18 protein-coding genes and 1 pseudogene are annotated in these 22,022 nt (G+C 70.0%); 2 read left to right on the top strand and 17 right to left on the bottom strand.

Annotation, left to right across the window (positions count from 1 at the left end; genetic code table 11):
* Positions 1-116: 116 nt before the first annotated feature.
* Positions 117-401, bottom strand: a pseudogene (gatC, locus tag RB146_01495) (Asp-tRNA(Asn)/Glu-tRNA(Gln) amidotransferase subunit GatC).
* Between the two features lie 462 nt (positions 402-863).
* On the opposite strand from gatC, the gene RB146_01490 reads away from it, so the two are divergent.
* Both RB146_01490 and RB146_01485 read left to right on the top strand, forming a co-directional pair.
* Positions 864-1,259 (top strand): HEPN domain-containing protein, encoded by a 396-nt coding sequence (locus RB146_01490; protein MDQ7827656.1) that lies wholly within the window; start codon positions 864-866, stop codon positions 1,257-1,259.
* Between the two features lie 10 nt (positions 1,260-1,269).
* Positions 1,270-1,560: a nucleotidyltransferase domain-containing protein gene (locus tag RB146_01485; protein ID MDQ7827655.1), complete on the top strand. Its 291-nt coding sequence runs from the start codon at positions 1,270-1,272 to the stop codon at positions 1,558-1,560.
* Between the two features lie 31 nt (positions 1,561-1,591).
* Here RB146_01485 and RB146_01480 read toward each other — a convergent pair whose 3' ends face one another.
* The 16 genes from RB146_01480 to guaA form a co-directional block, all read right to left on the bottom strand.
* Positions 1,592-2,635 carry a dipeptide ABC transporter ATP-binding protein gene (locus RB146_01480; protein ID MDQ7827654.1) on the bottom strand — a complete coding sequence of 348 codons (1,044 nt, stop codon included), beginning with the start codon at positions 2,633-2,635 and terminating at the stop codon, positions 1,592-1,594.
* A gap of 108 nt (positions 2,636-2,743) precedes the next feature.
* The gene (locus tag RB146_01475) at positions 2,744-3,796 is read right to left on the bottom strand and encodes an ABC transporter ATP-binding protein (GenBank protein MDQ7827653.1); all 1,053 of its coding nucleotides are present in this window, start codon (positions 3,794-3,796) and stop codon (positions 2,744-2,746) included.
* Positions 3,797-3,841: 45 nt separating this feature from the next.
* Positions 3,842-5,503, bottom strand: a complete 1,662-nt coding sequence (locus RB146_01470) for a peptide ABC transporter substrate-binding protein (protein ID MDQ7827652.1) — start codon at positions 5,501-5,503, stop codon at positions 3,842-3,844.
* A gap of 17 nt (positions 5,504-5,520) precedes the next feature.
* On the bottom strand, positions 5,521-6,444 hold the full coding sequence (locus RB146_01465; protein ID MDQ7827651.1) for an ABC transporter permease: 924 nt from the start codon (positions 6,442-6,444) through the stop codon (positions 5,521-5,523).
* Between the two features lie 10 nt (positions 6,445-6,454).
* On the bottom strand, positions 6,455-7,450 hold the full coding sequence (locus RB146_01460; GenBank protein MDQ7827650.1) for an ABC transporter permease: 996 nt from the start codon (positions 7,448-7,450) through the stop codon (positions 6,455-6,457).
* A 72-nt stretch (positions 7,451-7,522) separates the two neighbouring features.
* Positions 7,523-9,187 (bottom strand): peptide ABC transporter substrate-binding protein, encoded by a 1,665-nt coding sequence (locus RB146_01455; GenBank protein MDQ7827649.1) that lies wholly within the window; start codon positions 9,185-9,187, stop codon positions 7,523-7,525.
* Positions 9,188-9,243: 56 nt separating this feature from the next.
* Positions 9,244-10,134 (bottom strand): ABC transporter permease, encoded by an 891-nt coding sequence (locus RB146_01450; GenBank protein ID MDQ7827648.1) that lies wholly within the window; start codon positions 10,132-10,134, stop codon positions 9,244-9,246.
* Positions 10,135-10,148: 14 nt separating this feature from the next.
* Positions 10,149-11,144 (bottom strand): ABC transporter permease, encoded by a 996-nt coding sequence (locus RB146_01445; GenBank protein MDQ7827647.1) that lies wholly within the window; start codon positions 11,142-11,144, stop codon positions 10,149-10,151.
* Positions 11,145-11,208: 64 nt separating this feature from the next.
* Positions 11,209-12,903, bottom strand: a complete 1,695-nt coding sequence (locus RB146_01440; GenBank protein ID MDQ7827646.1) for a peptide ABC transporter substrate-binding protein — start codon at positions 12,901-12,903, stop codon at positions 11,209-11,211.
* A 170-nt stretch (positions 12,904-13,073) separates the two neighbouring features.
* A complete protein-coding gene (locus RB146_01435) occupies positions 13,074-13,490 on the bottom strand; it encodes an excisionase family DNA-binding protein (protein ID MDQ7827645.1) in 417 nt (138 codons plus the stop codon).
* Between the two features lie 175 nt (positions 13,491-13,665).
* The gene (locus RB146_01430) at positions 13,666-14,817 is read right to left on the bottom strand and encodes an ABC transporter permease (GenBank protein MDQ7827644.1); all 1,152 of its coding nucleotides are present in this window, start codon (positions 14,815-14,817) and stop codon (positions 13,666-13,668) included.
* On the bottom strand, positions 14,810-15,775 hold the full coding sequence (locus RB146_01425) for an ABC transporter permease (GenBank protein ID MDQ7827643.1): 966 nt from the start codon (positions 15,773-15,775) through the stop codon (positions 14,810-14,812). Before RB146_01425 ends, RB146_01430 begins: the two co-directional genes overlap by 8 nt.
* Positions 15,776-15,828: 53 nt before the next feature.
* On the bottom strand, positions 15,829-17,595 hold the full coding sequence (locus RB146_01420; protein ID MDQ7827642.1) for an ABC transporter substrate-binding protein: 1,767 nt from the start codon (positions 17,593-17,595) through the stop codon (positions 15,829-15,831).
* A gap of 175 nt (positions 17,596-17,770) precedes the next feature.
* Entirely contained in the window at positions 17,771-19,942 is a 2,172-nt protein-coding gene (gene pcrA, locus RB146_01415; GenBank protein ID MDQ7827641.1) for a DNA helicase PcrA, read from the bottom strand.
* Between the two features lie 180 nt (positions 19,943-20,122).
* Positions 20,123-20,368, bottom strand: a complete 246-nt coding sequence (locus RB146_01410) for a type II toxin-antitoxin system prevent-host-death family antitoxin (GenBank protein MDQ7827640.1) — start codon at positions 20,366-20,368, stop codon at positions 20,123-20,125.
* Between the two features lie 51 nt (positions 20,369-20,419).
* Entirely contained in the window at positions 20,420-21,985 is a 1,566-nt protein-coding gene (gene guaA, locus RB146_01405; GenBank protein ID MDQ7827639.1) for a glutamine-hydrolyzing GMP synthase, read from the bottom strand.
* Between the last annotated feature and the right edge of the window lie 37 nt (positions 21,986-22,022).

Raw genomic sequence — 22,022 nt, 5'->3', positions numbered from 1 at the left:
GCGGTCTCGTCGGCGACCTCCCCGGAGCCATGCGGCCCGTCGGCCCTGCCGGGCGGTGGGGCGGCTTCGTGGACGGCCTCCTCCGGCACGGGCGGTGGGGATTCGTGGACGACCTCCTCCAGCACCGCCGGGACAACGAAGAACCCCTCCTCCACCTCGGGGGCGGCCGCCAGGACCTCGTCCCGCGGCAGCGACGGTCGGGGGATGTCCTCCCGGAAGAGGTTGGTGCCCTCGTGGACGTGCGCGGTCGGGGGGACCGTGCCGAGGTCCAGGCTCTGGAGCCGGGCGAAGTAGTCGACGATCTCGCGGAGCTGGCGGGTGAAGGCCTCCCGCTCGGCCTCGGTGAGGGCCAGCCGGCTCAGCCGGGCGACGTAGTCGACGGTGGCGCGATCGATGGCCATGGCAGGGACCATCGTACCACGAGCCGTTTGCGCCGTTGCCGGGAGCAGAGTACTCCGCCACCGGTACCCGAGGGGTAGCGACCTCGAGGACCTGGAAGCTGGCGGCACGGAGGTGCAGATCACCGCCCCGGAGACGCTGGAGTGCGCGCTGGCGAGTGAGACCGGTACCCAGAGTGTGCCCTGAGCAGTCAGACAGCGGGAGGGACCGCCACGATGTTTGAGCGAGCGATGCGCGAGGTCGTAGAGCAGGCAAGATGGCACGGGAAACGGACGGTCACTCTGCGAACTCCTCCAAAATTTGGAGCACGTCGAACTCGTTGCCGTCGGGGTCGGCAAAGGACGTTTGCAGGGCGCGCATCAGTTCCGCAGGCCTGAAGTCGTACTCCCGTGGAGGGCGCACCAAGCCGCCGAACTGGCGGGGGTCCGGGGACCCGGGGACGCCCGTGCTAGGATGGGGCCGACGTGGAGCGCAGCCGGGACTGGATGGAGGACGCCCGCCGCGACCTGGAGCACGCCAGGAGCGACGCGGAACGGGGGTTCTACAACTGGGCCTGCTTCTCCGCGCAGCAGGCCGCCGAGAAGGCCGTGAAGGCCGTCTTCCAGCGTCTGGGGGCGGAGGCGTGGGGCCACTCGGTGGCCGACCTCCTCGGCGAGCTCCGCTCACGCGCCGACGTCCCGGGCGCGCTCGTCGACCGTGCCCTGGAACTGGACAAGGCCTACATCCCCGCCCGCTATCCCAATGCCCACCCGGCGGGGTCGGCCAGCAGCCGGTACACGCGAACGGAGGCCGAGCGCCTGATCGCCCATGCGGAAGCGGTCGTCGAGTTCTGTCAGGGTCTCCTATCCACGCTGGACTAGGGAGGCGCTGGTGGAGGCCCTGCGCGCGCGCCTCCCGGCGCTGGCACAGGTCCTTCCGCTGAGGCGGGTGGTGCTCTTCGGCTCGTACGCCCGGGGCCGGCACACCGCCGCCTCGGACGTCGACCTGCTGGTGGTCTACGCCGACCCGCCCCGCGCTGAGGCGTATGCCGTGGTGCGCCAGACGCTCGCCCTGCCTCGCCTGGAGCCGCACGTGTACAGCGAGGCGGAGTACCGGGCGGTGCAGGCGACCGTGGACCGGATGACGCGCGGCGGCGTCACCCTCCTGGGCAGCAACCTGTAAGCGGACCGCCGCTCCGCTCGGCCCCGGGGGTTCAGGTGGTCGGGCCCGCCGTCCCCGCCGGGACCACCGCCGCGCGGCTGCGCTGGTGGCGGAAGGGCAGGATGGGGCAGGCCACCAGGTGGCCGCCGCCCACGTCCAGCAGCGGCGGGTCCTCGATGCGGCAGGACTCCTGAGCGTACAGGCAGCGGGTGTGGAAGCGGCACCCCCTGGGCGGGTTGACCGGGCTCGGCACGTCCCCCGGCAGGATGATGCGCTCCCGCCGGATGGCCGGGTCAGGGATGGGCACCGCCGAGAGGAGGGCCTCCGTGTAGGGGTGCTGCGGGTTGGTGAAGAGCTCGTCGGCGTCGGCGATCTCCACGATGCGCCCCAGGTACATGACGGCGATGCGGTCGCTGATGTGCTTGACCACGGAGAGGTCGTGGGCGATGAAGAGGTAGGTCAGCCCGAACTCCTTCTGCAGCTCCTCCAGCAGGTTCAGCACCTGGGCCTGGATGCTCACGTCCAGGGCGGAGACCGGCTCGTCGCAGATGATGAGCTTCGGGTTCACCGCCAGGGCCCGGGCGATGCCGATGCGCTGCCGCTGCCCGCCGCTGAACTCGTGCGGGTAGCGGTTGGCGTGGTAGGGGGAGAGGCCCACCACCTCCAGCAGCTCCTGCACGCGCCGCACCTTCTCCTTGCCGCGGGCCAGGTTGTGGATCTCCAGGGGCTCGCCGATGATGTCGCCCACCGTCATGCGCGGGTTGAGGGAGGAGTAGGGGTCCTGGAAGATGATCTGCATGTCGCGGCGCAGGCGGCGCATCTCCTCCTTGTTGAGCTTGAAGATGTTGCGCCCCTCGAAGTAGACCTCGCCGCTGGTGGGCTCCTGCAGGCGCAGGATGACGCGTCCCGTGGTGGTCTTGCCGCACCCCGACTCCCCCACCAGGCCCAGCGTCTCCCCGCGGCGGATGGTGAAGGAGACGCCGTCCACGGCCTTCACCGCCCCCACCTGCTTCTGGAAGATGAAACCCTTGGTGATGGGGAAGTACTTGTAGAGGTTCCGGACGTCGAGGATGATGTCGTCGCTCACCGTCGCCATGTCGGTCCTCCCGTGCGTCGTCCTCCCGTGCGCCGTCCTGCCGGCGTCAGCGCCCGCTCACCGCGCCGTCCCCCGGCCGCCCCGGCCCCGGCCGCGCCGCCGTGCGCCTCACTCCTGCACCACCGGGCGCGGCGTGGCCGCCGCCAGCCCCGCTTCCACCGCCGCCCGCCGGTCCTCCTCGGTGGCGTGCTCGCTGTAGAGGTAGCACCGCGCCGTGTGCTCCGGCCCCACCAGGTACTCCGGCGGATCCTCCTGCACGCAGATCTCCATGGCGAAGGGGCAACGCGGGGCGAACGGGCACCCCGGGGGCAGGTCGATCAGGCTGGGGGGCTGCCCCTCGATGGGGATGAGCCGCTCCTTGCGCTCGTGCAGCTTGGGGATGGAGTGGAGCAGGCCCCAGGTGTAGGGGTGCTTGGGATCCTGGAAGGTGCGCAGGACGTTGGCCTTCTCCACCGGCCGCCCCGCGTACATGACCACCACGTTGTCGCACATCTCTGCCACCACGCCCAGGTTGTGCGTGATGAGGATGATGGCCATGTGGAACTCCTGCTGCAGCTCCTGCATCAGCTCGAGGATCTGCGCCTGGATGGTCACGTCGAGGGCGGTGGTGGGCTCGTCGGCGATGAGGATGGAGGGGTTGCAGGAGAGGGCCATGGCGATCATGACCCGCTGGCGCATCCCGCCGCTGAACTGGTGCGGGTAGTCCTTCACCCGTTCCCGGGCCAGCGGGATGCGCACCTTCTCCAGCATCTCCACGGCCCGGTCCCACGCGGCCTTGCGGGGCAGGCGCTGGTGGAGCATCACCGCCTCGGCGATCTGCTCGCCAATGGTGAGCACCGGGTTCAGCGAGGTCATGGGCTCCTGGAAGATCATGGCGATGCGGTTGCCGCGGATGCGGCGCATCTCCTCCTCGGAGAGGCTCAGCAGGTTGCGTCCCTCGAAGAGGATCTCGCCGGCCACGATCTTGCCGGGGGGCTGGGGGATGAGCCGCATGATGGACAGCGCGTGCACACTCTTCCCCGACCCGGACTCCCCCACGATGCCCAGGGTCTCCCCCCGGTGCAGGTCGTAGGAGAGGCCGTCCACGGCCTTCACCACGCCCTCGTCCGTGTAGAAGTAGGTCTTCAGGTTGCGTACCGACAGCAGGGGCTGCTCCGCCACGCTCTCACCTCATCCCCGGAGATACCTTATTCTACCGTCCCGCCCCTAGAACTCCCACTGCCAGCTGTTCCAGGGGAGGTAGTAGGTCCCCAGCCCGGTGGGCCTGACGTTCCGCACGTCCCGGCGCATCGTCGTCAGGCTCAGGCGGAAGTACAGCGGCAGCGAGGGGAGCTCCTCGGCGAAGAGCTCCTGGTGCCGCTTGAACAAGGCGTTCCGCCGGCCCTCGTCCAGCTCGTTAATGATCTGCTCCATCAGCCGGTCGTTCTCCAGATTCCGCCACCCGACCCGGTTGTTCCCCTCCCAGTTGTTCTGCTCGCTGGGGATCTGGCTGCTGTGGAACCGGTCGAAGGCCGTGGAGTCGGGGGTGAAGAGGCTGGCGTACATGGCCAGGTGGGGGAACTGCCGGCGCGGCACCACGCTGCCGAAGAAGACCGAAGCGGGCCGGTTGTCGATGCGCAGGTCGATGCCCACCTGGCGCAGCTGCTCCTTCATGATCTGCTGCACCTGCTCCCGGGGCGCGTTCCCCGCCGTCGTCATGATCGTCAGCTCCACCCGGCGGCCGGCCCGGTCCCGCAGGATGCCGTCGGGCCCGGGGGTGAAGCCCGCCTCGGCCAGCAGGGCCCGCGCCCGGGCCACGTCATACGGGTACTTCTTCACGTTGGGGTTGTAGGCCGGGTGCTTGGGGGCCAACCAGGAGTGGGCCACCGGCTGCTTGCCCTGGAAGAGGGCCCGCACGATGCCCTCGCGGTCGATGGCGTACGCCAGGGCCTGCCGCACGCGCTTGTCCCGCAGCCACTCGTGGTCCAGGTTGAAGTCGATGCGCTCCCAGATGAGCGCCTCCGTGTAGTGGGTGGCCACGCGCGGGTTGCGGCGCTCGATCTCCACCATCTGCTCGATCCCGAAGTTGTTGATCTCCGTGGCGTCGACGGTGCCGGCGATCTGGTTGGCCGTCAGGACCGTGGAGTCGAGGATGAAGCGGAAGATCAGGCGGCGCACCCTGGGGGCGCCCAGCGGCCACCGCTCGTAGGCCTCCAGGGCGATGTGGCTGCCGGGGGCCCACTCGACGAAGCGGTACGGCCCGTTGGCCACCGGGGCGCGGAAGTACGGGTGGGCCTGCATCCGGGTGGGGTCGCGCAGGTAGTCGCGCTCCAGGACGTGCCGGGGGAGCGCGTACTGGATGCCGAAGGGGTCGGCGTTGGCGAAGGGCCACAGCTCGTTCCACTGGACCACCAGGGTGTAGGGGTCGTTCGGGGTCGGGACCAGGACGTTGTCGACTTTGTTCACGATGAAGCGGCTGTACCGGTGGGGCACCCGGGGGTTCCGGAGGAAGCCGTAGGTGAAGCGCCAGTCCAGCGCGGTGACCGGCCGGCCGTCGTGCCAGGTGAAGCCGCGCTTGAGCCGCCAGGTCACGCGCATCTTCTTGGTGGGCAGGACCTGCCAGTCCCCGTCCTTGATGGTGGGGAGCTTCTCCGCCATGACGGGCATGCGCACCCACCGGTCCGTGTAGGGGGCGATAAAGCCCCACAGCGGGTTGTGGATGACCCCGGCCGCCGCCATGATGGAGAACGGCCCCAGGATGTCCGGCTCCTGCGCCATGCCGATGACGATGGTGTCGCGGGCCGGCGCCGCTTGGGTGGCGCCCGCCCACCCGCCGAGGAGCAGCGCCAGGACCGTGCCGCAGACCACCGCGCGTCGGATCGCTGCCATCGTCGCTCCCTCCCTCCTCACACCCGGAGCCGCGGGTCCAGTGCGTCCCGCAGCCCGTCTCCCAGGAAGTTGAAGCTCAGCACCGTGATGAAGATGAACACCCCCGGGAAGACCGCCAGCCAGGCGGCGTTCCACAGGTACTCCTGGGCCCGCTGCAGCATGTTGCCCCACGACGGGGTCGGCGGCTGGATGCCCAGCCCCAGGTAGCTGAGCGCCGACTCCCCCAGGATGGCGCCGCCCACCGTCAAGGTGGCGGCAACGATGACGGGGGCCAGGGCGTTGGGGATGAGGTGGCGCAGGACGATGCGCGCCTCCGAAGCCCCCATGGCCCGGGCCGCCTCGACGAAGTCCTGGGCCTTCAGCGAGAGGATCTGGCCCCGCACCAGGCGGGCCACCCCCGTCCACCCGAAGGCGCTGAAGATGAGGACGATGCGCAGCACCCCGCCGCCCGGGATCAGCGCGGCCAGGATGAGGTAGAGGGGGAGCGTCGGGATGGAGAGGAGGACGTCCACCAGCCGCATGAGCGCCGTGTCCACCACCCCGCCGTAGAAGCCGGCCGCCGCGCCGGCGAGCGAGCCCACCACGGCGATGGCGACGGCCGTGACGTAGCCCACGGTCAGGGAGATCCGTCCCGCGTACATGATCCGCGTCAGCACGTCGCGCCCCAGCTCGTCCGTGCCGAGGGGGTGCGCCCCCCCGGGCCGGTGCCAGCGGGCGTCCAGGCTGATCCGGTCCACCGGGTAGGGCGCCAGGACCGGGGCCAGCACGGCCATGAGGGTGAGCAGCAGGGCCACGACGCCGCCCACCAGCGCCAGGCGGTGGCGGAGGAAGCGGCGCACCGCCACCTGCCAGTAGGAGAGACCGAGGCCCACGCCCGCCGCGGCGCGGCGTCGCCGCTCCAGCTGCAGGGCCAGGTCGGGGGAGAGGACTTGTCGCGCCACCGCCGCCGCCTCAGTCGTAGCGAATGCGCGGGTCGACGAGCGCGTAGGCCACGTCGGCCAGGAGGTTGGAGAGGATGGTCATGAGGGCCAGGAAGAGCAGCACGGCCATGGCCACGTAGTGGTCGTGCCCCAGCACGGCCTGGTAGAGCAGCAACCCCGTCCCCGGCCAGCTGAAGACCGTCTCGGTGATGACCGCCCCGTCCAGGATGCCCGGGAGGCTGAGGGCGACCAGGGTGATGATGGGGATGAGGGCATTGCGCAGGGCGTGGCGGTTGATGACGACCCGCTCCGGGTTCCCCTTGGCCCGGGCGGTGCGGATGTAGTCCTGCCGGATCACCTCGAGCACGCTGGAGCGGGTGTACCGGGCCCAGGAGGCCATGCCGGTGGTGGCCAGGACGAGGGTGGGCAGGACCAGGTGGCGCAGCCGGTCCAGCACCCCCTCCACCCCCCCGTGCACGCCGGGCGTCATCATCCCGCCGGCCGGCAGCTTCAGCCAGGCCAGGCCGGGGAGCTGCGCCCAGGGGGCCCAGACCGCAAAGAGGAGGATGAAGAGGATCCCCTGCCAGAAGACCGGCATGGCCAGCCCGACGAAGGAGAGCACGGTGACGACGTAGTCCGCCGGCGAGTACTGGTGCAGCGCCGAGTAGATCCCCACCGACACCCCGACGACGAAGGCGATGAGGAAGGCCGCGGTGAGCAGCATCAGCGTGTTCTTCAGCCGCTCCCCCATGATCGCGGTCACCGGCTGCCCGTAGGTGCGGGAGTAGCCGAGATCGCCGCGGAGGACGGTGCGCAGCCACTTCAGGTAGCGGATGTGCAGCGGGTCGTCCAGCCCGTAGTAGCGGCGCAGGTGGGCGATGTCTTCCGGCCGGATGTCCGGGTTGCTGGCGGCCAGGAGCTCCACCGGGTCCCCCGGCGTGAAGACGAGCAGGGTGAAGAGGAGCAGGGAGAGACCGAAGAGGATCACCACCGTCTGGACGGCCCGGCGCATCAGGTATCGCTGCATCCCGTCTCCTCGGCCCCGGGGGCGGACGTGGACCCGGGGGTCGGCGGGCCGGCCCCCGGGTCCACCTTCAGCCTACTGGGCCCACTCCCACTGCTCCGAGTTCCAGTTGATGTAAGTGCCCGCCAGCCCCGCCGGCTTGACGTTCCGCAGCGCCCGGGCGGAGGTGGTCAGGCTGAGCCGGAAGTACAGCGGGATGGAGGGGAGGTCCTCCACCCAGAGCTCCTGCTGCCGGCGGAAGAGGCGGATGCGCCGCTGCGTGTCGATCTCCTCCATGATCTGGTCGATGAGCCGGTCGTTCTCGGCATTCCGCCACCCCGGGATGTTCTGCCCCTCCCAGTTGTTCTCCGGGCGGGGGATCTGGGTGCTGTGCCACAGCGCCGCGGGCAGGGTGGTGGGGGACATGACCCAGGCGTACATGACCAGGTGGGGGAACTGCCGGCGCGCCGTGACCTGGCCGAAGAGCACCGAGGCCGGACGGTTGTCGATGCGCAGGTCCACCCCCACTTGGCGGAGCTGCTCCCGCATCACCTGCTGCACCTGCTCCCGGAGCGCGTTGCCGGCCGTGGTCATGATGGTCAGCTCGAACCGGCGCCCCTGGGCGTCGCGCAGGATCCCGTCGGGGCCGGGGGTGAAGCCGGCCTCCCGCAGGAGCGCGCGCGCCCGCTCGAGGTTGTAGTCGTACTTCTTCACGTTGGGGTTGAAGGCCTCGTGGCGCTCGGGGAGCCAGGTGTGGGCCACCGGCTGCCGGCCGCCGGGGCAGGCCAGCTCGGCGAGCTGCTGCCGGTTGAGCGCGTGGATGAGGGCGTGCCGGACCCGCCGGTCCCGCAGCCACTCGTGGTCCAGGTTGAAGTCGACGTGCTCCCAGATCAGCGCCGGGGTGTAGTGGCCCTGGACCGCCGGGTTGCGCCGTTCGATCTCGGCCACCTGGGTGCAGTCGAAGTTGTTGATCTCGGTGACGTCCACCTGCCCGGCGATGGCGTTGGCCTGCAGCACGGTGGCGTCCAGGATGAAGCGGAAGACGATGCGCCGGATCTTCGCCCGTCCTTCCTTGAAGCCGTCGTAGGCCTCCAGGGTGATGTGGCTGCCCCGCGCCCACTCCACGAACCGGTACGGGCCGTTCCCCACCGGTTCGAAGTTCTGCCGGTGGCGGCTCAGCCCGGTGGGGTTCTGCTGGTACTCCCGCTCCAGGACGTGCTTCGGGTAGGTGGTGTGTCCGAGGTTGGCGAAGGGATAGCGCTCGTTCCACTGGACCACGAGCGTGTAGGGGTTGTTGGGGTTGGGGACCAGCATGTGGTCGATCTTCCGCAGCACGAAGCGGCTGGCCGTGGGCGTGCGCGGGTTGCGCAGCATCAGATAGGTCCAGGAGGTGTCCAGGGCGCTGACCGGACGCCCGTCGTGCCAGGTGTACCCGCGCTTGAACCGGTAGGTCACCCGCATCTTCTTCTCGGGCAGCAGCTCCCAGTCGCCGTCGCGCAGCGACGGGATCTTCTCCACCAGGCGCGCGTTGAGCTTCCACTCGTGGTTGAACTCGACCATGGAGACGAAGAGCGAGTTGTTCACCGCGGCGCCGATGGCCAGCGTGCAGCCGGCGAAGACCGTCATGAGGCAGGCCGGCTCCTGGGCTGCGCCGATCACCACCGTGTCCCGTCGGGCCTGACCCGCGTCGGCGGCGACGGGTACCAGGGCGACTGCCAGCGCCACCAGGACCAGGCACCGTCCGATCCAGCCCATACGCATGTTCTCCTCCCTCCCCCCGACGGGAGCCGGTCAGCGGTCCGCCCGTCCCGGGCGGATCACACCTTGAGCCGCGGGTCGAGGGCGTCCCGCAGGCCGTCTCCCAGGAAGTTGAAGCACAGCACTGTCAGGAAGATCATCGCCCCGGGCCAGATGGCCAGCCAGGGCGTCGTCCAGACGTAGTCCTGGGCGTTCTGGAGCATGTTCCCCCAGGACGGCGTGGGCGGCTGGATGCCCACGCCCAGGAAGGAGAGCCCGGCTTCGGAGAGGATGGCCCCGCCCACGGTGAGGGTCGCCGCGACGATCACCGGCGCCAGGGCGTTGGGGATGAGGTGGCGCAGCAGGATGCGGGCGTCGCTGGCCCCGATGGCCCGGGCCGCCTCGGTGAAGTCCTGGGCGCGCAGCTTCAGCATCTCCCCGCGGACCAGGCGCGCCGTGCCCATCCAGGCGAAGGCGCTGAGGACGATGATGATGCCGGTCACCGAGCCGCCCATGTAACGGGCCAGGATGATCAGGATGGGCAGGTCGGGCAGGGAGAACATGATGTCGGTGAAGCGCATGAGGACGTTGTCCAGGACGCCCCCGTAGTACCCGGAGATCCCGCCGACGACCATCCCGAAGAGCGCGGCGGCCAGGGCCGCGCTGAAGCCCACGCTGAGTGAGATCCGGCCGGCGTAGAGCAGGCGGGTGAGGACGTCGTGGCCGAGGTCGTCGGTGCCGAGGGGGTGCGCCCAGGTCGGAGGCGAGCGCCGGTTGTAGAGGTCGATGGCGTCGAACTCGTAGGGGGTGAGGACAGGGGCCAGGATGGAGACGGCGATGAAGAGGAGGATCACCGCTCCCCCGATCATGGCCACCCGGTGCTTCTTGAACCGCCGCCAGGCGATCTGCCAGTAGCCCTGGCCGGGAGGAGCTTCGACGACGGCAGTCGGGCGCTCGACGATGACAGCCATGGGGCGCTCCTCGCTCAGTCGTACCGGATCCGCGGGTCGAGCACCGCGTAGGCGATGTCCGCCAGCAGGTTGAAGATGATGACCAGGGCCGCCAGGAAGATGATGATCCCCTGGGCGACAGCGAAGTCCGCCGCCAGCACCGCCTCCACCAGCAACCGGCCCACGCCGGGCCAGCCGAAGACCGTCTCCGTCAGCGGCGCCCCGGCGAAGAGCGCCGGGATGGAGAGGGCCACGATGGTCACGATGGGGATCATGGCGTTCTTCAGGGCGTGCTTCGTCACCACCACCTGCTCGGCCAGTCCCTTGGCCCGGGCCGTCCGCACGTAGTCCTGGCGGATCACCTCCAGCATGCTCGACCGGGTGTACCGGGTGTAGGAGGCCATGAAGAGGAGCGACAGCACCAGGGTGGGCAGGAGCATGTAGCGCAGCCGGTCCAGGTAGAGCGCCAGGCCCCGGGTGATGCCCGGAGTGCTGAACCCTCCCGCCGGGAGCCGCAGCCAGTCGAGCCCCGGCAGGGCCGTCCAGGGGTGCCACACGGCGAAGAGGTAGATCATCATGATGCCGAACCAGAACGCCGGGATGGACACCCCGAAGAAGGTCAGGAAGGTGGCGATGTAGTCCGCCGTGGAGTACTGGTGGAGCGCGGAGTAGATCCCTACCGGGACCGCGACCGCCAGCGAGAGGAAGAACGCCGGGATCTGCAGCCAGAGGCTGTTGCCCACCCGGTCCCACATCAGCGCCAGCACGGGGACCTTGTAGACCTGGGAGTAGCCCAGGTCGCCGTGCAGCGCCGCCCATAGCCACTTGAAGTACCGGATGTACAGCGGCTGGTCGAGGCCGTAGAGCCGCTTCAGGCGGGCCACGTCCTCGGGCTTGATGTTGGGGTTCCCGAAGACCAGCAGGTCCACCGGGTCGCCAGGCGCCGCCGCCAGCAGCAGGAAGATGATCACCGACAGCCCCACCACCAGAGGGATCATCTGGAGCAGACGGCGGATGAGGTAGCGGCTCATCGGTCAGCAGGACCCGGCGGGCGGGGCGGGGAGGTCCCCCGCCCCGCCGCCAGGGACGTCCGTGTTACCGGACCCACCTCCAGCTCGGGGCGTTCCAGGTGACCGGCGTGTCAGCCCCCGTCGGGAGGAAGTTCTGGAGCCCGGCCTTGTGCCCGGTGTAGTCGGAGCGCAGGTAGAGCGGGATGACTGGGAGGTCCTCCACCCACAGCTCCTGCGCGCGCCGCAACATCGCCGCCCGCCGCCCCTCGTCCAGCTCCTCGGGCACGGCGTGGCAGATGCGCGTCACCTCGTCGTTCTTGTAGCCCGGGTAGTTCTGCCCCTCGCGCTTCTCGGGGGTGGGGATGGTGTCCCCCGTGTAGAGCCCCTCGCAGTCCGAGGTGGGGCTGAAGACCCAGGCGTACATGGCCAGGTCGAAGTCGCGCCGCGGCAGCGCGTCCCCGAAGTAGGCCCGCGCGGGCAGGTTGACGATGCGCACCTCGACCCCCACGGCCCGCCACTGCGCCTGCAGGATCTGCTGCACCTGCTCCCGGGTGCGGTTGCCCGCCGTGGTGGTGAAGCGCAGCGAGAGGCGCTGGCCCCCCTTCTGCAGGATCCCGTCGGGCCCCGGGGTGTAGCCGGCCTCGGCCAGCAGCTGCCGGGCCCGGGCCGGGTCGAAGGCGTACTTCTTGACGTTCCGGTTGAAGCCGTAGTGCTTCTCCGGCAGGAAGGAGTGGGAGACGGGCTGCTTGCCCTGGAAGAGCTGCTGGACCAGCTCTTCGCGGTTGATGGCGTAGATCAGGGCGTGGCGCACCCGCTTGTCGCGCAGGTGGACGTTGTCCAGGTTCAGGTCGATGTGCTCCCAGATCAGGCCGGGCTCCGCCCGCAGGACCCAGTCGCGCCGGTTCTCCCGCTGCAGCCGCGCCTCCAGCTCCAGGCCCTGGACGAAGGGCACCGCCGTCTCGTCGAAGGCGTCCGCCGCACCGGAGAGGATGTTGGCGATGATGGTGTTGGTGTCAGAGATGAACCGGTAGACGATGCGCCGCACGCCGCGCTCCTTGGGCAGGTACGGAGGCACTCCCTGCCAGTTCGGGTAGGCCTCCACGGTGATGGACGAGCCCCTCTGCCACTCCCGCAGCACGTAGGGCCCGTTGCCGATGGTCGGCACGCCCGTGCCCCAGGCCTGGTCGAACCGGGCCGGGTTCTGCCGGAAGATCCGCTCGGTGGCGTGCTTGGGCAGGATGCCGGACCCCGCCGCGCCGAGGTTGGCGAAGGCGTACTTCTTCTTCCACTGCACCGTCATCTGGTAGGGGTTGGGGGCGAGGATGTTCTCCACGCGCTCGGCTACGTCGCGGCCGGCGGTGGGAAAGTCGGGGTGCATGTTCACGCGCCAGGCCCAGATCCAGTCCTGGGCGGTGACCGGCCGGCCGTCGTGCCAGGTGAACCCGCGCTTGATCCGCCAGGTCACCTGCATCTTGTCGCCGGGCAGCACCTTCCAGTCCCCGTCCTTGAGGTTGGGGATCTTCTCGGCCAGAATCGGGAAGTACTTCCACTCGTTGGTCATCCCGACCAGGTCGGTGAAGATCAGGGACCGGATGACCGAGGCCACGAACATCTGACAGGAGTCCGGCTGGGGTGCCAGACACGAGGGTTCCTGCTGGGTGAACAGGACCACGGTGTCCGGCCCCGTGGCCGGCCGTGCGGGCGCGGCTCCCACCAGCGTGGCGGTGCCGAAGGTCACCACCAGCGCCAGCAGGAGCGAAGACCACCTCCAGTGCCGCATGCACTCTCCCTCCTCTCTCCCGCCCCGGTCCGGGGCGGCGACGCGTCTCCTCCTCGTGGGTCTCTCCGTCTCCTCCCCGCGGTCACCTCCCTTCGCCGTTCCCGTCGTCAAAGGCCCCTGGCCGTTGACGCCCGTGGCCGGTCACGCCGTTGGTCGGTAACGCCGTACCGTCAGTGGAGGCCCCGGATCACCCAGTCGAGAGGACTAGGCGTGACCACCGCCTCCCGGGACGGACTCTGCTCCTCTCGGGGCGGCCCCACGTAGATCTCGTCACTGTGCTTGACGGGAGAGGTCACGGGGTGCGGCCGCCGGGCGGAGCCCCTCTCCAGACTGGAGGGGGCTGGCTGGCCAGGCTGAGCTACCGGCCGAGAAGGCGCTGCTCCCTTGGGCACCACCCGCTGGGCCTCCAGGAACCGCTGCACGTCCACCCGCCGAACCCGGATCGTCCGACCCATCCGCACCGCCTCGAGTCGGCCTTCACGGATGTAGCGGTAGACGGTCAGGCGGTTGAGCTGGAGGTAGGCAGCCACCTGGGCTACGGTGAGCAGGTCCCCCTGGGTGGTAACACGCTCGGGCTTACGGGCCATGGCGCTCTCCAGTATAGCGAGAACTTGACTCAAGTATACAAGACCATAGTCTTGAGCCATCAAGTCCTACGGACCCGGGCCTCCCGAAGTTCCACCCTCCGACTTCAGGAAAGCCACGGATGGGGGCATCCGCTCGCATCCGCTTTCGAGGTCCCCTTTGGGGGAACCCCCGCCATCACCCGGAGCGCAGTCGCGGGTCGAAGGCATCCCGCAGCCCATCCCCCAGGAAGTTGTAGGCCACGACCGCCAGGACGATGAACACCCCCGGCAAGAGTAGCCAGGGCGACCGGGAGAGGTTGATCAGGTTGGTGCCGGCCGTGAGCAGGTTGCCCCAGGAGGCACAGGGTTCCCGCACCCCGAACCCCAGGAAGCTTAGCCCCGACTCCCCCAGGATGGCCCCGGGGATCGACAGGGTGGCCACCACGAGGACCAGGGAGGCCGTATTGGGCAGGATGTGGCGCAGGATGATACCCAGGTCGTCCCGCCCCAGGGCCCGGGCGGCCAGGACGAACTCCCGCTCCTTCAGGGAGAGGACGTAGCCACGGATCAGCCGGGAGAACCCCGTCCACCCAAGGAAGCTCAGGATGATGACGATGAGGTAGAAGCGGGTGGTGCACCCCACGTTGGTGGGGAGGATGGCGCTGAGGGTGATCAGCAGGTAGAAGCCAGGCAGGGCGATGATGGCCTCGACGACGCGCATCATGATGTTGTCCACCCGCCCGCCGTAGTAGCCGGCGATCCCGCCGTAGACCATGCCGATGGGGATGGTGATGGAGACGACCATGATGCCGATGAGCAGGGAGACCCGGGAGCCGTAGAGGATGCGGCTGAAGAGGTCCCGCCCGAACTGGTCGGTGCCCATGAGGAAGATGCGCCCCGGCTCCTCCACCCCGAAGAGGTGCACCCGGGTGGGGATGATCCACAGCAGGCGGTAGGGCTCGCCCTGCACAAAGAACCGCACCGGGTACCGCCGGGAGGTGTCCGGCCGGTAGATGCGCAGCTGCGGGTCGACCAGCGTCGTGGCGTAGACGAACGGCCGCAGGTGGATGCGCCCCTCGGCGTCGACGAAGCGCGGCAGGATGGGCGGGTGGAAGAAGCGGTTGCGATCGGTGAAGTCGAGCGGGTAGGGGGCGAGGAATTCCGCGAAGAGCATCATCGTGTAGAGGACGGCCAGGATCCCCAACCCCACCATGGCCACGCGGTGCTTGCGCAGCTGCCGCCAGGCCAGCTCCCCGGGGGTCCGCCGGATCACCCGCGCCGCCTCCGTCGTCGCCAGGCCGGTCAGGGGCAGCGGGCGCGAGCGGGCGGGGACGCGGGCGCTAGTCATAGCGGATCCGCGGGTCGGCCACCGCCAGGAGGAGGTCGGCGATCAGGTTCCCCAGGATGAGCGTCACACTGCCGAGCAGCAGCGCCCCCATGACGACGTAGAGGTCCTTGCGCACCACCGACTCCAGGATGAGCTGGCCCAGCCCCGGCCAGCCGACCACGTTCTCCAGGATCGCCGAGCCCGAGAGCAGCGCGCCAATCTCGAAGCCGAAGATCGTGATGAGGGGGTTGATGGCGTTACGCACGGCGTGCTTGTAGGTCACCGGCCGGTCAGCCAGCCCCTTGGCCCGGGCGGTGCGCACGTAGTCCTGGCGTAGCACCTCCAGCAGGTTGGCCCGCATCTGCCGCATCAGTCCCGCCGCCGCGCCGAAGGCCAGCACCGTGGCGGGGACGAGCATGTGCCGGGCCACGTCCAGGACCTTCCCGTACCACGGGAGGGTGTCGTACTCGATGGAGGTCATGCCGCCGATGGGCAGCCAGCCCGTGACGAAGGCCAGGTAGAGCAGCAGCAGCCCGGAGAAGAAGGTCGGCGTGGAGATCCCCAGGTAGGCCACCATGGACAGCGCGTTGTCGGACCAGGAGTACTGGCGGGTGGCGGCGTGGATGCCGATGGGGATGGCGATGAGCCAGGCCAGGACCAGCGCCCCCAGGTTGAGGATGAGGGTGTTGAGGAGGCGGCTGCCCAGCAGCCAGCTCACCGGCACGTGGTAGGCGAAGGAGTAGCCGAAGTCGAAGTGCAGCACCGACCACAGCCACTTCAGGTACTGGATGTGCACCGGCTGGTCCAGCCCCAGGTTGCGGCGCATCTCCTCGACCACCGCCGGGTCCACCACCGGGTTGAGGCGGATCTCCGCCAGAAAGTCCCCCGGGGAGAGGTGGATGACGATGAAGGAGATGAGGGTCACCCCGAAGAGCAGGGGGACCATGTGGAACAGGCGGCGGACGATGTAGCGCAGCATGGGGGGTGCCCGGGGGCGAGGTCGCCGTGCCTCGCCCCCGGGCGGTCACCGGCCTACGGGCGGTACGCGCCCTTGAAGTAGCGCGTGTCCAGCTCGCCTGTGACACCCTGCAGGCCCAGCTTGACGTTGCCGATGGTGTTACGCAGCGCCGGCTGGGTCTTGACGTAGGGGAAGTAGAGCATCGGCAGGTTCTCGTAGACGACCTCCTGGAAGCGGGCCAGGATGGCCTTGCGCTTGTTCTGGTCCACCTCGGTCCCGCACTGCTCGAAGAGCCGGTCCACCTCGGCCTCCCACGCCGTGGCCGGCTGCTTCTGGTTGGGGTTCCACATGTGCAGGTCGCCCGAGCTCAGCCACAGGTTGCGGGCAGTGCAGGGTTCGATGCCGCCGGTGAAGCCGATGATGATGGCCTCCCAGTTGTAGGTCCCGGTCAGCTTGCTCACCAGGGACGGGAAGGCCTCCGTGGTGAAGGTGGCGCGGATGCCCAGCTTGACGAAGTCCTGCCGGACGATGTTGCCGATGGCCTCGCGGTCCTGGTTGCCGGCGTTGGTGACGATGGTGAACTCGACGACGTTGCCCTGCGCGTCGCGCAGCACCCCGTCGGGCCCCTTGCGGTAGCCGGCCTCGGCCAACAGCTGCTGGGCCCGGTTCAGGTCATAGGGATACGGGCGCAGGTTGCGGTTGTAGTAGAGCGTGTTACCCACGCTGACGTCGCTGGTGGGCGGTGTGGCCCGGCCGGCGTAGACCTGGTTGATGATCGTCTGCTGGTCGATGGCGTGGGCCAGGGCCCGGCGGAAGCGCACGTCGGAGAACCAGGCCACCTTCGTCTTGCTGATGGGGGCGTTGGGGTTCTGGTTCAAGACCAGGAACTCCCGGGTGAAGGTCTCCGGGCCGTCGTAGATGGTGAAGTTGTGCTGGCGCTCCAGCGCCTTCAGCTCGGCGAACTCCCGGGGCCGCGCGCCATACGCGTCGGTCTCCCGGGCCAGGAACTTCAGGCGGGCCGCCTCCGTGTTGGGCACGACCAGGATGACGTAGCGGGTCAGGTAGGGGAGGCGCTGCCCCTGCCGGTCCACCTTCCAGTAGCGGGTGTTCCGCAGCATGATCACCCGCTGGCCGGGGGTGTAGGACTGGAGGACGAAGGGCCCGCTCCCCACGATGTCCCGAGGGTTGGCGTTGATGCCCCAGGACTGGGTGAACTGCTGTCCGCCCGCGTTCAGCGCCGCCTCGAGCTTGTGCTTGGGCACGATGGGGAAGCCGATGAACCGCAGGAAGAGTCCCACCGGGGGCTGGTTGCGCGGGGTCATGAACTGGATGCGGCGGCGGTCCAGCACGCGCCAGCGGACGGGCTCCCCGCGGAAGGTCAGCAGGTTCCTGAAGCTGTTGTCCACGCCCGGGGTGAAGATCGCCTTGGCGCTGAACTCCACGTCCGCCGTGGTGAGCGGCTGACCGTCCGACCAGACGATCCCCTCCCGGAGGGTAAAGGTCCAGGTGCGCCCGTCCGGGCTGACGCTCCAGGACTCCGCCAGCGAGGGTTCGATCTCCCCGGTGAGGTAGTTCTGCTCGACGAGCCCATCCGCGAACGCCCCCGTGACCGCCCCTGAGGCGGTGTCCTGCACGACGATGGGGTTGAAGGTCCGGGGGTCGGAGATCTGGGAGATGATGTACGTCCCGCCGTACTTCCCGATCTCCGGCGCCCGCATGTTCACCCCGGGGTTCGGGATCCCGGGGAGGCTGAAGCGGGGCGCCGGGGCGGCTGCACTCAGCGCCGCGGTCGTCCCGGCCAGGACGAACGCCACGAGCAGAGCCAGTGCACTCCTCCGCATCCTCCTCCCTCCTACGACGGCCGGTGCCGTCCCGGTCTCTTGCCGAACCGTGGCGACCGGACGCGGGCCCGTCGACGGGCCCAGCCCGGCTCCCTGCGTGTACTCGAGATTATCGTCGTACATCCTAGAGCATTCGAGTATTCCTCGGGTCGGCCGGTGACCCCTTCTCCCAGCCTCAAGGGGTCTGGATCACCTCCAGGGGGGCATAGCCGGCGGCCAGGCGCTTGACCCCGGCGGCGAACTGGACGGTGATCACCGCCAGGACCCCCTCCCCCTCCACCTCCAGGACCCGGCCGTCCCCAAAGGTGGCGTGGCGCACCAGGGAGCCGGTCGGGGGCACGACCACGCGCCGGGCCTCCTCCGCCCAGGCCAGGGGCCCGGGCGGTTCCTCCTCACCGGCCGGGCGGGGGGTGGCGGCCGGGCGCAGCAGGGACTGGGGGACCTCGTCCAGGAAGCGGGAAGGGATGGCCGGCTGGGGGGTGCCGAAGAGGGTGCGCTGGCGGCTGTAGGTCAGGTAGAGACGCTCCCTGGCCCGGGTCATCCCCACGTAGCAGAGGCGCCGCTCCTCCTCCAGCCCGCCCTCCTCCTCCAGGCTGCGGGCGTGGGGGAAGATCCCCTCCTCCATCCCCACCAGGAAGACGATGGGGAACTCCAGCCCCTTGGCGCTGTGGAGGGTCATCAGCGTCACCCGATCGGCCTGCTCCTGCCAGGTGTCCACGTCGGTGATGAGCGCCAGGTGTTGGAGGAAGGCCTCGAGGGTCTCCTCTCCGGTGACCTGCTCGAACTCGCGCGCCACCGTGACCAGCTCGCGCAGGTTCTCCAGCCGGGAGTAGGCCTCGTCGGTCCCTTCCGCCTCGAGCATGGCCTGGTAGCCGGTCTCGACGATGGTCTGCTCGATCAGGTCGCTGACCCGGACGCGGCCGGCGCGGTCCCGGATGCGCTCCACGATCCCGAGGAACTCCCCCGCCGCCCGGACGACCGGCCGGGGCAGCTCGGCCAGGGCCTCGGGGGCGGCCATGGCCTCGAGCACCGTCATCCCGTGCGCCGCCGCGTAGGCCTCCAGGCGGGCCAGGGAGACCTCGCCGATGCCACGGCGGGGCGTGTTCACCACCCGCCGCAAGCTGCCCAGGTCCTGGGGGTTCAGGGCCAGCCGCAGGTAGGCCAGGAGGTCCTTGACCTCCTTGCGCTCGTAGAAGCGCACCCCGCCCACCACCTGGTAGGGGATGCCGGCGCGCAGGCACTGCTCCTCGAAGAGGCGGGACTGGGCGTTGGTGCGGTAGAGGACGACGACGTCGCGGTAGGGGCGGCCGGCCGCGGCCTCCCGGCGAATGACATCGACGACGAAGCGGGCCTCGTCGTGCCCGTCGTAGGCCTCGTACACCTGCACCGGCTCCCCCTCGGGGTTGGCCGTCCACAGGCGCTTCTCGTGGCGGTGGGGGTTGTGGCGGATGACCTCGGTGGCGGCCGCCAGGATCGTCTTCGTCGAGCGGTAGTTCTGCTCGAGCTTGACGATGGTGGCGTCCGGGTAGTCGCGCTCGAAGTCGAGGATGTTCCTGATGTCGGCCCCGCGCCACCGGTAGATCGACTGGTCGTCGTCCCCCACCACGCACAGGTTGCGGTGACGGGCGGCCAGCGCGCGGACGATCCGGTACTGCGCGCGGTTGGTGTCCTGGTACTCGTCCACCAGGATGTGCAGGAAGCGTTCCTGGTACTCGCGCAGGACCTCGGGCGCCTCCTCGAAGAGGCGCAGCGTCTCCAGCAGCAGGTCGTCGAAGTCGACGGCGCCCCGCTCCCGCAGGGCCGCCTGGTAGGCGGCGTAGACCTTGCCGGCGATCTCCTCGTAGAGGTTCTCCGCCCGGGCGGCGTACTCCGCCGGCCCCAGCATCTCGTCCTTGGCCTTGCCGATCATGCCCAGCAGAAGCGCCGGCGGGAAGCGCCGTTCGTCCAGCCCCAGCGCGCCCAGCACCTCGCGGACCAGCGTTCGCTGGTCGTCCGCGTCGTAGACGACGAAGTGGCGGGGCAGCCCCACCCGCTCGCCGTGGCGCCGCAGCAGGCGGCTGCAGAGGTGGTGGAAGGTGCCGATCCAGATGGCCCGTCCGACGGCACTGCCCACCAGGCGGTCCACCCGCTCGCGCATCTCGTTGGCCGCCTTGTTGGTGAAGGTCACGGCCAGGATGCGACCGGGCCGCACCTCGCGGACCCGGATCAGGTGGGCGATACGGTAGGCCAGGACCCGGGTCTTCCCCGAGCCGGCACCGGCCAGGATGAGCAGCGGGCCTCCCGGGTGCTCGACCGCCTGGCGCTGGGGCGGGTTGAGGCCGGCCAGCAGACCGTCGCCGCGTGTCATCCAACGCTCACCGGCCACATCGGCGCGAGCACGACGCGGCTACGGGCGGCGCCGTGGTGCGCTCGAGGCGGAGATCAGGTCTGGACGAGGGGGACGCCATACGCCTCGAAATGGCGGTCAGCCGTCAGGATCGTCAGCCCTTCCAGCGGCGCTGGCGCGATCAGGAGCCGGTCGAATGGATCACTGGGCGCGGGGGCAGGCCCGCCACGTGAAGGCTGTGGCGACTTCCTGGGGCAGAGGCTCATCGAACGTTTCTTCGATCGCCACCAGGCCCGCATCGAGGCCCAACCGCCGCATCCCTGCCGATTCGGCCGTCACCGGCACCAGGCGGGCGACGGGAATCCCTCGGGTGATGACGACCGCCCCACCCCGGACCACCCGTCGGATGAGCCGGGAAAGGTGCGTCTTGGCCTCGTGGATCGTCACGGGAGCCACTCCACAGGAGAGTAGATTGGACCCAATGACTCAGTCAACGTCCTACTCCCACTCGATCGTGGCCGGGGGCTTGCTGGTGACGTCGTAGAGGACCCGGGTAATCCCGCGCACCTCCCGGGTGATGCGGCTGGCCAGGATCTCCAGCAGGTCGTCGGGCAGGCGAGCCCAGTCCGCCGTCATCCCGTCCTCGCTGGTCACCGCCCGCACCACCACCACCTCGCCGTAGGCGCGCGCGTCCCCCTGCACCCCGACGCTGGCCACGGGGAGGAGGATGGCGAAGGCCTGCCAGAGGTCGCGGTGGAGCCCGGCGCGCCGCACCTCCTCCCGGACGATGGCGTCGGCGGCGCGCAGCCGGTCCAGCCGCGCCTCCGTCACCTCGCCGACGACCCGGATGGCCAGCCCCGGGCCGGGGAAGGGGTGGCGCTCCACGATGGCGTCGGGCAGCCCAAGCTCGCGGGCCACCTCGCGCACCTCGTCCTTGAAGAGCTCGCGCAGCGGTTCGACCAGGCGCAACCGCATGCGCTCGGGGAGCCCGCCCACGTTGTGGTGGGTCTTGATGCGCGCGGCGGTGCGGGTCCCGCTCTCGATGACGTCCGGGTAGAGGGTCCCCTGGACCAGCACGTCCACGTCCCCCACCCGCGCCGCCTCCTCCTCGAAGACGCGCACGAACTCCTCGCCGATGCGCCGCCGCTTGGCCTCGGGGTCGGTGACGCCGCGCAGGCGCGCGAGGAATCGCGCCCGGCCGTCCACGTGGACGAGCCGCACCCCGTAGAGGTCGCGGAAGGTGCGCACCACCTGCTCGGGCTCGCCGGCCCGCAGGAAGCCGTGGTCGACGAAGATGCAGGTCAGCCGGTCGCCGATGGCCCGGTGGACCAGCGCCGCCGCCGTGGCCGAGTCCACCCCGCCGGAGAGGGCGCAGAGGGCCCGCCCCTCCCCCACGGCCCGCCGGACGGCGTCGACGGCGCGGTCGACGAAGGAGGCCATCGTCCAGGTGGGGCGGCACCCACACACCTCGAAGAGGAAGGCGCGCAGGACCTGCACTCCCCAGGGCGTGTGGGAAACCTCGGGGTGGAACTGCACGCCGTAGAGTCGGCGGGCGTGGTCGCCCATGGCGGCGATGGTCCCGCCGTCGGTGTGCGCCAGCCGCTCGAACCCCGGCGGGAGGCGCCGGACGGCGTCGCCGTGGCTCATCCAGCAGATCAGGCGGTCTTCCAGGCGCCCGAAGAGCGGCTCGCGCCGGTCCAGGTAGAGGCGGGTGCGGCCGTACTCGCGGTGGTCTCCGGGTCCGGTCTCCCCGCCCAGCGCGTGGGCCATCAGCTGCATCCCGTAGCAGATGCCCAGCAGGGGCACGCCCATGGTGAAGAGCGCGGGGTCGGGGCGGGGGGCCTGCGGCTCGTAGACGCTGGCGGGGCCGCCCGAGAGGACGATGCCGGCGGGGCGCAGGCGGCGCAGCGCCTCCACCGGCGTGTCGAAGGGCAGGATCAGGCTGTGGACCCGGCTCTCCCGGATCCGGCGGGCGATGAGCTGGGCGTACTGGGCGCCGAAGTCCAGGACGATGACCGTGTCGTGCCCCGTGTCGGTAGCGGAAGGCGCTTCGGGGAGGGGCACGGGCTGCCCGGCCGGGGCGGCCTCCGGGGCGGTCACG

The organism is Armatimonadota bacterium (assembly GCA_031081585.1).
GTDB classification, from domain to species: Bacteria; Sysuimicrobiota; Sysuimicrobiia; order Sysuimicrobiales; family Humicultoraceae; genus Geohabitans; species Geohabitans tengchongensis.
Note: the sequence above shows the minus strand (reverse complement) of the source record. Positions and strands in the feature narration are given on the sequence as shown.